Source organism: Marinobacterium arenosum (assembly GCF_019795155.1).
In the GTDB taxonomy this organism is placed as follows: Bacteria; Pseudomonadota; Gammaproteobacteria; order Pseudomonadales; family Balneatricaceae; genus Marinobacterium_C; species Marinobacterium_C arenosum.
On the sequence record NZ_JAILYN010000020.1, the window covers coordinates 13,596 to 28,384 of the forward strand.

Below are 14,789 nucleotides of genomic sequence, written 5' to 3' on the forward strand. Positions count from 1 at the left end.
AGCGTTTACCCCAGCGCATAGAGCTTGACGTTCAGATCAGGGATACGACCATCCACATGCAGCGCCAGCGGCTCACGCTTCTCGACCAGCTCCAGCCAGTACGGATGGTGGGTATCGATCTCGATATAGGCCACGTCGGCACGCGGCTTGAGCTCGGTCGGCGCTACCGGCAGCGCCTTCAGGGTGACCCCTGACAGGCTATTGCGCACCAGTTCGGCGATCTGGCTCAGGCCGCACAGCTTGCAGGCGCTTGGGAACAGTTGCGCCAGTGCCGAGGCACCAATGCTGGACTCGACACAGAGCACGAAGCGATGGTTGTCCATCGCGTAGATATCCGGCACCGCCGCGCGTAGTAGACGACGCTTTTCGAACAGCTGGTCATCCCAGACGTATTCCAGCACGCTGTCGCTCTGCACCAGCGACAGCTGATCGCGCAAGCGGGAGAACAGCGGGTTGAACGCGGCATGCATCTCGTGGCTGTGCAACGGTGCTGCCGACTGGGCCACCGCCGGCACGAAACTGCACAGTTCGGCGGACAGCGTTGCCAGCTGCAGATAGACCTCATCGGTCGGGATGGCCGGATTCTCCAGCGTGGCGCTGAACCAGGGGACCCAGCGGTTCAGCGTCTGCAGCCAGAGGTATTCGCGCAGCAGGGTCTGTTCGCTCTTGCGCTCCTGACCGGCCTCGATCCGCTGAACCACCATGTTGGCCCGCGTTTCGATCAGCACCTGCAGCTCCTTCAGCCGCTCGGTGATCTGCGAGGAGGCGCCATACTGGATACAGGCGGGAATAAAGCCCTGATCCAGCACCAGCGCTCCGCTCTCGCGTCGTTCCAGCACCCGGGCGAACGGCATCACGGTCAGACCGGTGATATCGTCTCCTTCGATCAGCAGCCGGACATTGGCCTGGGCGACTCGGGTCTCGACGCCGTTGTTGCCGGCCTCGCTGGTGTCGAACAGCGTCACCTGGTCCTGCACATAACGCCGGTTTTCACCCTGTTCGCCGTATTCGACCTCCCCTTCGACCGCCATCGGCAGCGCCAGGTAGATCTTCTTCTCAAGCGTGGTTTCCGGCACCTCCAGCATCAGCTCGCGGTCACACTCGAAGAAGGTACCGTCGGGAAAGATCCCCCTACAGCCGGTCACGGCGATCTTGCCGATTTTGAGCCGTTCACGGTCGATCTGCAGTTCACTCAGGCCATAGCGTTTGCCGTGCCCCGCTGCCGCCACATACTGTTCCACGTAGTGGTGCACATGGCGGTCCTGCTGTTGAAAATGCTGCGGAGCGATGAACATCCCCTCGCTCCAGACTACTTTGCGATGCCGTCTCACGGGATTCCCCTTCAGAAAATTTTCCACCAAGGCTTGGCCGGTTCCCTGTCAATGGAAACCCGCAGCCCGCTGACGCTGATTATCATCGGCTCCGATTGCGGATCCTGGCCCAGCTGTACCAATGACTTGCCGCTGGCGTTGCCGTAATCGGCAAACTCGGCCAACACGGCGAGATAGCGCGTCTGCTGTTGAATATCGAATTCCATCTGCTGCGTTTGCCCCGGCAGTTGCGGCTCCAGGTACAGCACATCCACCAGCGAGCCACCGAGCAGTTGACGGTCTTTCTTGAACAGGTCGATGAACGGGGCGTTCTGGAAAGCGCCGTTCTCGGTCAGCTGATAGAGCCGCAGCACGATCGGGTGCGATTCGCCGTCACCGTATGGATTGACCTCTGCGTCAATCTGGACGGTAATCGGCAGTTTGTAGGTCATGGTGGGCGAGGTTTGCTGCGACGAACAGCCCGACAACAGCAGCCAGAGCGCTGCCGACAACAGTATCAGTCGTTTCATCCCTTACCCCGCATCTCTTCGACGAACAACGCGGTGAACCGGTGATGGAACTCCTTGCGATCCAGTTTGCGGTTGAACTGCTTGCGATAGAGCCGCCAGTACTTCTTCTCCTTGCTGCCCCAACCGCCGGTGTAGTCGCTGAATATCTCTTCCAGATGGCCGGGGCTCAGCTCCTCCAGGAACCGATCCAGGGTCCGCTGCAGGCAGTCCATCAGCTTGTCGTGGCCATAGGGTTCCGCCTGCATCCGCTGTTGCTGTTCTACCAGTTGGGTCAGCTTGGCCAGGCTATCCCTGATAACCCGCTGGCTGTTGTCCAGCTGTTCCGGCTGGTCCAGCGTGACCACGTCGGCACGGGCGCCGCTGCCCGGCGGCTTCATCTCTAATTCGTCATCGAAGGGGTCATGGCCGAACCGGTCGTCGGCCATCACGTTTTCGGCCGAGAACATAGACGCGCTGTCAGGCGCCGCGGGTTTCGAGGCCTCGTCATCCAGTGGCCAGCCCAGGTCATCGGCCTCCAGATCATCAAGGTTGAATACCGGTTCACGGCGACCGGCCGGCACCTCCGGTTCGGAGGCGGACTCGGGCCTGGTGGCGAACAGCGACGACATATCGCTGATCAGCAGCGTATAGCCCCCCATCGTCAGGATATCGCCGTCACTGACCGGCAGATGACGCCCGCGACCGAGCAACTGGCCGTTTAGCAGCAGGCCATTGGTGCTGCGGTCGGTCACCTGATAGCCGCCGCGCGGGTCCCGAACGATCTCCGCGTGCACGCGGGACAGCTGGCGGTTGAAATCCGGCAGCTGCAGGGTGCAGTCATACGCCCGGCCGATGGTACCGCCGCTATCGGGCAGCGAGACCTGGCGATTGACGATCTGCTCGTTCTCGGGCACTTCGACCAGTTGTAAATTAATCGTCATAGTCAACTCTTTATGCAGCGTTCCAGGGCCTGGTTGAAGGCGCCCAGGAAGTTCGGGTTCTGCTTCAGAAATTCCTTGGAGAAATGAACGTTCTGATCCCGTCGGCGATCGGCAACGCGGCGGAAATAATCGGTCGGGATACCGAGTTTCTTCATCGAATACTCGAACACCTGCTCATATTCCAGCGCCACATCCACATCGCCCTGCCACAGCATCTGCAGCAAGGCATCGGCATCGCGCGGCTTTTTCACCACGTTGTAGCCGTTCTTTTTCAGGAACAGCCATTTGCTGGTGTTGAACTTGGCACTGTAGCGGGCCTGGTACTTGGCCGACTCATCCGCCAGGTCCAGGGTCACGCCCGGGGCGACAAACCAGGTAAGCGCCAACGTGACAACCGGAATCGACGGCTCGGCATAGCGCGCCCGCACGGAATTGGCGGAGCCGGCAAAGAAGCCGTGCATCTGGTTGGTTTCCACCAGCAGCTGCGCCTTGTCCCAGCGCATCATGTGCAGCTCGTACGGCTGCCCCATCCGCCGCAAGGCACACTGCACCCGCTCCACCGCGACACCGCCCATACGGCCCTCTTCGAGCGTCTGATAGGGCGGCCAGTGCTGGGTGGCCAGCTTCAGTCGTTCCACCGCCTGGGCGGCGGGTGCCGACAGTGTCAGCACCCAGCCGGCCGCCAATGCCAGCAGACCGTTGTTAATTGTTTTGTTTTTCATTAAGCCGTCTTTTCAGCCCGGTCATCAGTTGATCGTCAGCACAATGTCACCATTCTCGGCGCTGACCCGAACCTCGGATACCGCCAGCCCCTCACTGAGCCGGGTGATGCACTGCTCCGCCAGGCGCGGCATCAGCGAACGGTTGATGATCTGCTCCACCGCGCGGCCACCGGTGGTCGGGTCGGTATTGCGGTTGACCACGAACGCCACCAGCGCCTCGTCCCATTCGAAGCTGGCACCGTACTGGTCGGCCAGCTTGCTGCGAATCCGGTTCAGGCTGATCTCGGTGATCTGCTTGAGTTCGTCATCGTTCAGCGGATAGTACGGCACAATGGTCGCCCGGCCCAGGAACGCCGGCTTGAAGAAGCGCTGCAGTTCCGGCCGGATCCGCTCCACCAGCTCCGCATTGTCCGGCCGTACGCCGGACTCCTCGCAGACATCGCAGATCGCCTGGTCGGCGGCGTTGGAGGTCATGATGATGATGGTGTTGCGGAAATCGACCGTACGCCCTTCGCTGTCCTTGATATGACCCTTGTCGAAGATCTGGTAGAACAGGTCGTGCACACCGGGGTGGGCCTTCTCCATCTCGTCCAGCAGCAGCACCGAGTAGGGGTTGCGGCGGATCGCCTCGGTCAGCACGCCGCCCTCGCCAAAACCGACGTAACCGGCCGGCGAACCGAGCAGCATGGAGATCTTGTGCTCCTCCTTGAACTCAGTCATGTTGATCACGGTCAGGTTGTCACCGCCACCGAACACCTGGTCGGCCAGCGCCATCGCGGTTTCGGTTTTACCGACGCCACTGGGACCGCACATCAGGAACACCCCCACCGGTTTGCGGCTGTCGGTCAGCCCGGCACGGGAGATCCGGATGCTCTTGGCCAGTTCACTGATCGCGGCGTCCTGGCCGATCACCCGATTGTGCAGCTCCTGCTCCAGGGTGAGCAGCTTGGCGACCTCGTCACGCACCAGGCTGCCGGCCGGAATGCCGGTCCAGTTGGAGATCACCGTGGCGATCGCCTGCTGATCGACCAGCGCATGCACCAGCGGCTGATCCTGCTGGATATCCTGCAGCTCATCCATCAGCGCCAGCAGCTCGGCCTGCTTGCCAGCATCCACCTGGCCTTCGCTGTAGCCCTGGCGCAACGCCTCCTTCAATTCACGGACCCGTTCGACCAGTGCCTGCTCTCGCTGCCAACGCTGGTTCAGGGTGCCCAGTTCGGTTTCCAGCAGCTGGATACGCTCCTTCAGCGCGCTGATCACTTCGGCGCCGACGATAAACACCGCCTGTTCGGTCTGCTGCGCCGCCAGCTCGCTGTTGAGGTAACGGATCTTCTGCTCCAGCTGTTCCACCGCCTCGGGCTTGGCCCCCTGGGTCAGCGCGATCCGCGCACAGGCGGTATCCAGCAGGCTGATCGCCTTATCCGGCAGCTGGCGTGACGGCAGGTAACGGATCGACAGGTTCACCGCCGCATCGATCGCATCCTCGCGGATGAACACCCCGTGGTGCAGGCTCAGCGATTCGGCCACGCCGCGCAGCATCTGGATCGCATCCTCGGCGCAGGGCTCCTCGACCTTGACCACCTGGAAACGGCGGGTCAGCGCCGGGTCCTTTTCAAAATATTTCTTGTACTCGGCCCAGGTGGTGGCGGCGATCGACTTGAACTCGCCGCGCGCCAGCGCCGGCTTCAGCAGGTTGGCGGCATCGTTCTGGCCGGCGGTACCGCCGGCACCGATCAGGGTGTGAGCCTCGTCGATAAACACCACGATCGGCGTCGGCGAGTTTTTCACCTCGTTGATCACATCTTTCAGACGGTTTTCGAACTCCCCCTTGATGCTGGCACCGGCCTGCAACAGACCGAGATCCAGCGAGTGGATCTCCACCCCCTGCAGCGCCGCCGGTACCTCGCCGGCCACCACGCGCAGCGCCAGCCCTTCGACCACCGCGGTCTTGCCGACACCGGGCTCGCCGACCAGGATCGGGTTGTTCTGACGCTTACGGCAGAGGATATCGATTGCCTTGCGGACTTCGCTGTTACGGCCGGAGATCGGGTCGATCCGTCCGTCGCGGGCCTGCTCGGTCAGGTTGACGGTGTACTTGTCCAGCGCGCCCCCCTCAACAGGCATAGCCGCCGCCGGGCTGCCGCCAGCTGTCGCCAGTGCCGCACCCGCAACCTTCAGCTTGGCGATCTGCGCCTGCAGCGCTTCCAGCGACACGTTTTCCAGCGCCTTCAGCGTCAGCGTACGGATGCCGAACGCATCCGGCTGCAGCAGCGACAGTACCAGGTGCAGGCTCAGGATCTGCGACTGGTTGAAGTTGACCGAGGCCAGCAGCCAGGCGGATTCGATCAGGTCGCTGAGGTTCTTGCTCAGCGTCGGCTGCCCTTCCGAGCCTTTCGGCAGCCGCTCAAGCCGGGCGGTCAGTTCCGCCAGCAGGCCCTGCTGATCGATCTGCTGCTGCTCCAGCAACTGCGCCATGTGCGCATCCTTGCCATTGAGGATCTGTACCAGCCAGTGCTCCACCTCGATGGCCGGCACCTGCTGGTTCATGGCCGCACCGGCCGCCTGCTCCAGAGCTTCTCTCAGCCCCGTCTCCAGTTTTCCTACCAGATTGCTCAGCTTTACCTGCGACATGACGTTGTTCCTTACTGAAGTAGAATTTTGCGGTATTCCCCAGGCTTGGCCTGGGGCGCGAGACAGTTGGCCTCCCCCAGGCGCACGGCCGTCTCTGGCCGGCAGGAGAGCTGTGGTTGCGCGATAAAAGCACGCTTGACGTACAGATAGAGTTTCAGATCCGTGGTTTCCCGCAGATACGCCCGGACCAGCTCACGCAGCCGTCCGGCGAACTCCGGGTCGGCCTGCAGAGCGACGAACTCCGAGCGATCACGCGGTTCGACCCGCACCTCCAACCGATGGAAGTGCAAGGTGCCGTGACGGCCCAGCAGTACCCCCTGGCCCAGTCGGTTATTGCGGGCATCACGCCCACCCAACCGGGTCAGCGAGGTGGCCGGCAACCGGTAACGGCTGCTATCCAGCACCGACACATGGACCTGCAGCTGGAAATAATCGGACAGCAGCTGGCGCAGGCCGCTGAGGCTGCGCACTTTCAATCCCAGCAGCACACTGTAACGCAGCAGGTCGGGATCCCCCGCCCGATGGCCAGGCAACGCCGCCAGCCGGGTCAGGCAATCGCGCTGCGGCAAACGCACCAACGAAGCCGCATCCACCTGCTCCTGCTCTTCGCGCACCAGCAGATTGCCCTTCTCCAGCTCGCCATGCAGCAGCCGGTAGTAACGCTGGTTGAAGATATCCAGGAACTGCTCCAGCGCCGGGTCTTCCTGATGCAGGCTGGCCAGCAGCTCCTCGTAGAGATAGTTGGGTATCACCCCGCGGGCACCGGACAGCGCTTCCAGCCCCAGCCGGATACGACTCTCCGAGCCCCGGTGCTCGATCGCCTGCACCTCGCGGGCGGTGCCATCCGGCATCGGCTCGGCACTGAGCTGCAGATCGCGGCTCTGCGCCATGCGGCGCAGCAGGCGGATCACCTGGATAAAATCGAACCGTTGCGGCTGACGCTGCAGCTCGGCGCTCAGAGACATAGCTGGCTCCCGTGCACCGGCTTGAAGCTGCGTACGTTGGTATCATCACCGAAGTGGCGTACATGCAGCCGCATGAAACGATCGAAGCTGCAGAACTGCTGGAAGAAGGCGTTCATCACCTCGCTGAACAGCGCCTGCTGACTGCCCAGGCTCTCCGCATCCAGCGTCAGAGTCACCTCGGTGCCGGTGGCGAAGATGTTGGCGCCGCAGACATGCATCGCCGCCACCTGCTGTTCATAGCGCACATCGCGGATCGCCTCCGCCTGGCGACAGGTACGACCGTGGCTGCACAGCGTCAGCACCTCCTGCAGCGCCTGCACCGGGCGATCGGTCTGCAACAGCGATGAGAAGTTGGCGTTCAGCAGCGCGATGAAGCGCCAGTTCAGCGAGTTATCGAGTGCCGGATAGAGCGGCGCCGTCGGGGCGGTCAGCAGCTTGAGCGGCCCGGGCAGGTCGATCGCCGCCAGGCTCTCCACCTCGCTGCCGGCCGATAGCGTACAGGGGCTGCGGCCATTGCTGCACCAGAGATCCAGCGCCAGCACGATTGAACCGGCCTGCTGCAGTTCGTCCTCCTGGCTGCTGAGCGTCAGCTCCACCCGCCGCTGGCCGATCTCGTCCCAGCGCTGGCGCACCTGCCACTGTCGCACTTCGTCCGGCTGGCGGTAACGGGCTTCATACAGCGGCCGCAGCCGCCGTTCGCCATCGGGCAGCACCTCGCGGACCTCCGCCACCGACACCACCTCCAGATTGGAATCGGCGTAGGCATCGGCCACCACCGGTACGCTCAACCGGGAGAAATCATAGTTCAGCGGCTCGCCCTGCTGCTCGAACAGGTTGATCGCCGGCACGGTGTTCAGCCGGAACACACTGGCATCGAACAGTCGCAGGAATTCGGCCGGCAGTTGCCGGACGAACAGGTTCAGCACCACCTCGTTTTCATCGAACCGGCGTAGCTCCTCGCCCAGACCGTCGATGCGAAAATAGGCGCCCTTGTCGGGATAGGTAAAGTAATCCCGCAGCAGGTCGAAGCCCTCGAACTGGTTGCCGTAACGGGGCAGCCACTGGAAGCCGGGATCGGCCAGCCGGCTGCGCATCCGGCCGGCATCGACCAGGCGGTGGTTCAATCCCTCGCGGTCGGACAGGCTGATCGCTTCGGTGCGGGTCAGCAGCAGCTCGATCAGGCTGGCGGCGTTCTGCTCGAAGCCGCGTACATAGAAGTCAAAATCGCCAACCTGCAACTGGCTGAACAGCCCTTCCGGGTCACAACAGGCCAGGCTCAGCTGGATAACGGCCTCGGCATTGTTAAGCTGGCCCGGCACGTTGAAATTGAACGGTGCCGCCTCGGCGCTGACCGCGGTCAGCGTGAACGGGTAGATATTCAGCTCGGCCCGGGTACTGAACTGGCACTCGCCGCCACCGGGCAGCGGCACCGCAACCCGGCTGCCAGCCGGCAGGCAGACATTTTCATTGAGCTGCTCCGGGTCCGGCTCCAGCGTCAACGCGCTGTAGCTGGGCGCCAGCTCGGTATAACCCGGGTATAGAATCGACAGCAAACCCTGGACGATCTCCGGCAGTTGGGCATCCAGCCGCTGTTCGGTTTTCGCGGTCAGCAGCGCCATGCCGTCGATCAGCCGGGTGATATTCGGATCTTCGATGCTGTTCTGGTTGATCTGCAGCTGCGCCGCCTGTTCCGGAAAGCGCGCCGCGAAGCCCGCCATCGCCTTGCGGACATAGGCCAGCTCGCGTTCGTAGTAACGCATCAACTGATCAGACAAGATCCTGCCCCTCCATATCGACCTTCTGGTCTGCCAGGTTCATATTGGAATCGAACACCAGGGCATGCAGCCCCCGGTCGGTTTTCAGTCGGGCCAGCAACGAAAAGTTGATGGCGTTGTTGGTCTCGTCGCGTTCGTACACCTCGACGCTGACATCAACCAGGCGCGGCTCGAACGACTTAATCCAGCTCTCCAGTTGGCGGGCGAACTGGTCCTTGTCCATCTGGCTGCTGATCGATTGCAGGCAATCCAGCCCGAACCGCATGTTGGAGCGCTCGACCTGCGCCAGCTTGGCCGGCAGCGTGGTCAGCGGCGCTTCCGATTCCAATAGCCGGCTCAGCTGATAGCGTACCGACGCCACCAGCGCCTCGTGCTCATCGGCGACCGGCGCCTCGGCCAGGAAGGTATTCCAGAACACCATGTTAGTTGCCCACCCGTTCTGCGGCCGGCGGCGCCAAGTCGGTGGTCAGCAACACCTCGCCGAAGAAATGATCGAACTGGTACTGGGGCTGCACCAGCACCTCGCAAACATAGCGCCCCTGACTGCCGTCGATCTCCTTGACCTTCACCTTGCCTTTCTTCAACGGGTACCGGGCCAGGATATCCTCGTCGCCGGACACCACGTTGCTGCTGTAGTTGTCCAGCCACTGGCTGAGGAACAGCTCGCATTCGGCGGCGCTATGGAAGTTACCGATCATGCTGCGGATCTGAACCTTCAGATAGTGCGCAATGCGGCAGATCATCAGCGTGGTCTGCAGCTGACAGACCACCTGGTCATCGTCCTTCGGGCCCGGCTTCCAGACCGAATTGTTGCCATTGAAGTAGTACTTGTCGGTCAGCGGGCTGTGGCTGATCGGCACGAACCCCTGCTTGGCGTAAAAGCCGGCCAGGTTGCCGAACAGACGCACGTTCGGCTGCGGGTTCCGCAACGGCGATTGCTGGCTGGAAGAGGCCGCCGCCGGCAGATTGATCAGCGCGCCCTGGTAGCGCTCCTGCCAACGGGATTTCATGAAGCCGAACCAGCCCAGCCGGTTGAACTCGCGCAACGCGATACTGGCGAAGGCGAAGGCGGCACTGCCCCACAGGCCCGGTCGCCTTCCAACGCGCTCATTGAAGATAAAGCCGATACGCCGGTCACGGTAGGCCGGTCGCAGCCGGATCTTCGGCATCGCCAGGCCGATAAAGCGCGCCGCAGTCTGTTCACGCAACCGCTGCCAGCCGGTGTAATCCGGCCCCTCGAGGATCTTCTCGATACGCTGCACGTCGGACAACCAACCGGCATCGATTTCGCCGAAGAAATCTTCCGCCGGCGACATGATGAACGGGCAAAGGCAGAGCGAACCGAGCTGGCCGAGCAACTCCAGCGTGTAGAGATCGTCGTAATCGTCGTCGATCCCCATCTCCATCGACACATCGTGGTTGACCACCACCATGCCGAACGGCAAACCGCCCAGGGTGTTGAGTTCGCGGTTGCCGATCATGTTGTAAAGCGTACTGCTGCGCAGGGTGTTGCAGGTATTGAGGTCCTGCGACAGCTCCTGCCAGCTGATATCCAGCAGCTTGACCCGGGCCCGCTGGTAATTTACCGGCAGCGTGACCAGGGATTTAAGGTTGCGCCAGCCGGCCTCCAGTTCGGTGAACGCCGGCTGATGCATAATCTCGGACAGCTGTTCGGACAGCTGCAGATCCAGTTCGGCAATCAGGCGATTCAAGCGTGCACGCAGCAGCTGCCGGTTTTCCAGCAGCGCAGGATCCCACTCGGCGAGCAACGCCAGTGCACGGCGCAGGAAATCCTCCTGTTGAGGATCCAACCCGTTGAATTCATTTTGCCAGTCAGGACTAAACATCTGAGTGATAGACGGCCCGCCCCGAGGGGCGGGCCAATTCCTTAGCCAGGAATCTTGGTAACCATACGCACCGAGGTGGTCAGCTCTTCAAGCTGCAACCACGGACGCAGGTGTGCGACAGCGGAGTAAGCGCCCGGACGGCCCGGCTGTTCAACCACTTGGATACGTGATTCGCACAGCGGGGTCTTGGAGCGTTCTGCGTTGCCCATGGCACCGGAGTTGGTGTACTGGTCGATCCAGGCCTGCAGGTCACGCTGGATATCCGGCGCTTCCAGGTTGGAGCCCAGCTTGTCGCGACCCATTACCTTCAGGTAGTGAGCGATACGGCTGCTGGCCATGATGTACGGCAGACGCGCGGAAATAGCGGCGTTGCCGGTCGCATCCGGATCGGTGTAGGTCTTCGGCTTCTGGGTGGTCTGGCTGCCGATGAAGACACCGTAGTTGGTGTTCTTGTAGTGCACCAGCGGCAGGAAGCCCAGGTCACTCAGTTCCTTCTCACGCTCGTCGGTCAGGTTGACCTCGATAGGGCACTGCTGCTGCAGGTCGCCGGCGTCGGACTGGTAGGTCAGGTTCGGCAGGTTCTCCACCTTACCGCCGTTGTCCAGGCCGCGGATCGCGGTGCACCAGCCGAACGCGGTGAATGCCTGGGTCATCTTCAGGCCCAGATCGTAGGCAGCATTCGACCACACCAGCTGGCTGTTGTCGGTCGGGCGCGGATTGCCCACCGCATCGGTGGCCAGCTCTTCGTACTGGAAGGCGTTGGTGCCCAACCCCTTGTCACCATACGGCAGACGCGCCAGCGTCTTCGGCATGGTCAGTACCACGTAACGGGCATCGTCGCTCTCACGGAACGCGTTCCAGGCGGCATAGCTTGGGGAGTCGAAACCGGCCGCCACCGGCTTGCCTTCATTAAAGGTCTCGAAGCTGTCGAATTCGAACATCTCCGGACTTGCCGCCGCCAGGAACGGTGCATGGCTGGCTGCAGCCACCTCGCCCATGTAGCGCATCAGCGCCACATCTTCATCCTTATGGGAGAAGTTGTAATCACCGATCAGCAGACCATAGGGTTCGCCACCGGCGGTGCCGAACTCTTTCTGGTACAGCGCGTCGAACAGCGGACTACGGTCCACCGCCGGAGCGTCCTCGAACTGATCGAGCAGCTCTTCCTGCTGGAAGTCCACCAGGCGGATCTTCAGGGTCGGGCCCAGCTCGCTTTCACGTACCAGCTTGTTCAGTCCGCGCCAGGAGCCTTCCAGACGCTGGAACTCATCCTGCTGCATGATCTCGGACATCTGCCGGGACATCTGCTTGTCCAGCTCGGCGATGGCGTTCTCGATGGTCTTGGTGACGTTCTTGTCCCATACCACGGTGCCGCTCAGCGCCTGTTCGGCCAATACCGAGAACAGCTCCTTGGTGGTATCGGCCGGCGTCTGCGAGGTGGCGGCGATCGCACGGTCCAGCAGGCTCAGGCCACCCTCTTCGACAACCGCCTGGGATTCGTTGACCAGTTCTTCAGTACTCATTCCTCACCTCCCTTGGACTCGATACCCAGCTCGCTGGACAGAGCATTGATGGTGTCGGCGCTCTGCAGCACCTCTTTCAGCAGTTTTTCCAGATCGCGGGAACGGTCAGCCTTGGCCAGCAGGGTTTTCAGCTGGGCGCGGGTGTCGGCCAGCTTCTGCAGCGCATCGACCTGGCCGATGATGGCATCCGGCTCGAAGTCCTTCATGGAGTTGAACTTCAGCGCAGCCTCGAACTGGCTGCCGTCGTCGCTCAGCGTATTGTCGACCTTCAGCTTCAGCTCCGGTCCGACCCGCTTCATGACGGTGTCGAAGTTGTCCTTATCGACCTGGTAGAAAGTGCGATCTTCCAGCTCCTCACGGTCATCCTTGTGGGCGGAGAAATCGCCAATCACACCGACCACGAACGGCAGCTCTTTGGTTTCCAGGGCGCCATTGGTCTCCACGTCATAGGTGATGCTGACGCGGTTCTTGCTGACGCGTTTATGTTGTGAATTCAAGGCCACGATCAACCTCCTGGCTTGTTGCTAAGGGTTAGGAAGCTTTGGATTCCAGCTTGCCGGTGGTGGTATCGAACTTGACGGTATCGCCCTTCTCGATCTTGCCGCTGTCGGACTCGGTGTAATAGACCTTGCTGATGGTGGCGTAGGTCAGGTTGAACTGCTCGTGCGGCAGTTCGCCGTCGCCGCAGGAGATGTTGTAGTGGGACATGCGCGCCTTCTCGAGGGTGATCACCATGTACGGATCCATGCCACCGCCTTCGCGGTTCGGCTTGGTCATCACGATATCGATGGTCTTGCCATCGGCACCCGGCGAGAACAGGAAGGTGGTCAGGTGCGGAGAAGCGCCATCGGAGGTACGGTTGATCTGGATCTCGCCCAGCGCCGCCATCCCCTTGTCCGAGTTGTTGGCGTTACCCACGTTGATGCCCACACCACGGTCCGCGCCCCAGCTGACATGATCGATGGCGAAGAAGCCTTTCTTACCGCCGATATCTGCAACGGTTGCCGCACCTTTAATGCTGTCGAGCCCGTCGATTCGCATATAGATTGAAGCCATTTTTCTCTCCTTGCTATGTAAAGTGCCGCATTCGCGACAGATTTAAACTCTGGTTACTACCATTCAAAACTGGCTATGCCCGAACCGCTGTCACTGTTGCCAGGTTCGGATGCATCACTCTGTTGCACCGACGAAGCCTCCGGCTCCGACGGAAAATTCACGGCCGGCGCCGCCTCACCGTTCACCGGTGTTGGGGGCGGAGCGGGTTCGGATAGCGGCGCACTGCCGACTGCCTGCTGCTTATGCATCAGTTCCTGCACGCTGATCTGTGCTGCAGGAATCTCGGTCTTGTCGATGCTCTCCAGGCCCGCCAGCTGGGTAATTCGCCCCATCACCGCGCTGTTGTCGCCGACCATCTCGTTCAGCAGTTCCGGCAACGACATGTAGCCCCAACGGATCGCCCGCTCCAGCAGCATGTACACCGGGCTGTGCGGCTCGGTGCGATTGAAGAAATCAGCAATCTTGCGCAGTTCCTGGAACGCCTGGTCGCGGTTGTAGATCTCGCCGCTGGCAGCAAGGCTGACCACCCCGGACACGGCCATCGGCTGAGCAGCTGGATTGGCATCTGCCGCTGCTGTTTCCGCAACCTCACCGTCGACATCCGGTTCAACGTCGGCAGCAGCCGGGGTCGCGGCCTCCTCGACCTTGTCCAGCGGCCAGGGCGTCAGGCTGTCGCCAACCATGTATCGCAGGGCGCCGATCAGTCGCTCGATACTCTCTTTGACGAACCGAAAGCTCGGCCCGCTGGCACCGTCCTGGCGGCATTTATCCGCGATCCGGCTCTCCAGCAGTTCGAGGCTGTCGAGAATACGCCCCAACGACAGGACCGTTTCGGTCAGCTCCGCTTTTTCAGCCGGAAACGCCTGCAGCGCCTCGGTCTTCAGCTCGGCGAGCGCGCCCTTTTTCTCGGCCGAGAAATAACGGCTGTAGTCGATACCGCCGACCAGCGGGATCATCTGCAGCGGCATGTAGAGCAGGCCACTGTCCTGGGTATCGCCGATCAGCTGCAGCAGCGGCTTGATCCGGTTCTCCGCCCACTCCTGTTTGCGGCCCGCCTCGTCATCCGCCTTGAGCTTATCTTCCGGCGGCTTCGGGTTAAGGTCGGCCCAGTAGCGTTCGACGGCTTCGGCAAAGGTTTCCAATACCGCCGCCAGATTTGCCAACGGCGATCCGGCAAACAGCTGGGCGGTCGCCAGCCAACAGAACACCTCGACATCCTTCGAGGTTTCGGCCAGCGTCTGCTCGCACTGCCGGGCCAGCTCCTGCCAGTTGTTCTGGTTGGCATCCAGCAATGCCTCGTCGGATATCGCATCGGGCGACTCGATCAGCTGCCTGAACGAGGATTGCGCCATATTGAAGCTGTTGCGCAAACCGCGGTAGAGCGTGCGGTTACCTTTCAGATATTCCCCGCAGGGGGCGCTTTCGGTGACTGGATTGAGCAAATGTTCCATCAGCAATCGACTCGATATCTGTTTATTTCTTCAATCAGCGCCACTCTCACAGCACTCCT

At 61.7% G+C, this 14,789-nt stretch carries 13 protein-coding genes; all 13 read right to left on the minus strand.

Going from position 1 to position 14,789, the window contains the following annotated elements; all coding sequences use genetic code 11:
- Positions 1-5 precede the first annotated feature (5 nt).
- Positions 6-1,358 (minus strand): type VI secretion system baseplate subunit TssK, encoded by a 1,353-nt coding sequence (gene tssK / locus K6T12_RS10745; protein WP_315853597.1) that lies wholly within the window; start codon positions 1,356-1,358, stop codon positions 6-8.
- Positions 1,343-1,840 carry a type VI secretion system lipoprotein TssJ gene (tssJ, locus tag K6T12_RS10750; protein ID WP_222222305.1) on the minus strand — a complete coding sequence of 166 codons (498 nt, stop codon included), beginning with the start codon at positions 1,838-1,840 and terminating at the stop codon, positions 1,343-1,345. Before tssJ ends, tssK begins: the two co-directional genes overlap by 16 nt.
- Entirely contained in the window at positions 1,837-2,760 is a 924-nt protein-coding gene (locus K6T12_RS10755) for an FHA domain-containing protein (RefSeq protein ID WP_222222307.1), read from the minus strand. The genes tssJ and K6T12_RS10755 overlap by 4 nt, the downstream gene beginning before the upstream one ends.
- A 2-nt stretch (positions 2,761-2,762) precedes the next feature.
- A complete protein-coding gene (locus K6T12_RS10760) occupies positions 2,763-3,482 on the minus strand; it encodes a substrate-binding periplasmic protein (RefSeq protein ID WP_222222309.1) in 720 nt (239 codons plus the stop codon).
- A 24-nt stretch (positions 3,483-3,506) separates the two neighbouring features.
- Positions 3,507-6,113: a type VI secretion system ATPase TssH gene (gene tssH, locus K6T12_RS10765; protein ID WP_222222311.1), complete on the minus strand. Its 2,607-nt coding sequence runs from the start codon at positions 6,111-6,113 to the stop codon at positions 3,507-3,509.
- Between the two features lie 11 nt (positions 6,114-6,124).
- Positions 6,125-7,078 (minus strand): type VI secretion system baseplate subunit TssG, encoded by a 954-nt coding sequence (locus K6T12_RS10770; protein ID WP_222222313.1) that lies wholly within the window; start codon positions 7,076-7,078, stop codon positions 6,125-6,127.
- Complete coding sequence (gene tssF / locus K6T12_RS10775) at positions 7,069-8,853, minus strand: type VI secretion system baseplate subunit TssF (RefSeq protein ID WP_222222315.1); 1,785 nt, start codon at positions 8,851-8,853, stop codon at positions 7,069-7,071. The genes K6T12_RS10770 and tssF overlap by 10 nt, the downstream gene beginning before the upstream one ends.
- The gene (gene tssE / locus K6T12_RS10780; RefSeq protein ID WP_222222317.1) at positions 8,846-9,274 is read right to left on the minus strand and encodes a type VI secretion system baseplate subunit TssE; all 429 of its coding nucleotides are present in this window, start codon (positions 9,272-9,274) and stop codon (positions 8,846-8,848) included. Before tssE ends, tssF begins: the two co-directional genes overlap by 8 nt.
- Before the next feature lies 1 nt (position 9,275).
- Complete coding sequence (locus K6T12_RS10785) at positions 9,276-10,664, minus strand: type VI secretion system contractile sheath domain-containing protein (protein WP_255611667.1); 1,389 nt, start codon at positions 10,662-10,664, stop codon at positions 9,276-9,278.
- 77 nt (positions 10,665-10,741) lie between these two features.
- Positions 10,742-12,223, minus strand: a complete 1,482-nt coding sequence (gene tssC, locus K6T12_RS10790) for a type VI secretion system contractile sheath large subunit (RefSeq protein ID WP_222222322.1) — start codon at positions 12,221-12,223, stop codon at positions 10,742-10,744.
- Positions 12,220-12,726 carry a type VI secretion system contractile sheath small subunit gene (gene tssB, locus K6T12_RS10795; protein ID WP_222222324.1) on the minus strand — a complete coding sequence of 169 codons (507 nt, stop codon included), beginning with the start codon at positions 12,724-12,726 and terminating at the stop codon, positions 12,220-12,222. Before tssB ends, tssC begins: the two co-directional genes overlap by 4 nt.
- Before the next feature lie 28 nt (positions 12,727-12,754).
- Complete coding sequence (locus K6T12_RS10800; RefSeq protein WP_222222326.1) at positions 12,755-13,279, minus strand: Hcp family type VI secretion system effector; 525 nt, start codon at positions 13,277-13,279, stop codon at positions 12,755-12,757.
- Between the two features lie 56 nt (positions 13,280-13,335).
- The gene (locus tag K6T12_RS10805) at positions 13,336-14,730 is read right to left on the minus strand and encodes a type VI secretion system protein TssA (RefSeq protein ID WP_222222328.1); all 1,395 of its coding nucleotides are present in this window, start codon (positions 14,728-14,730) and stop codon (positions 13,336-13,338) included.
- Between the last annotated feature and the right edge of the window lie 59 nt (positions 14,731-14,789).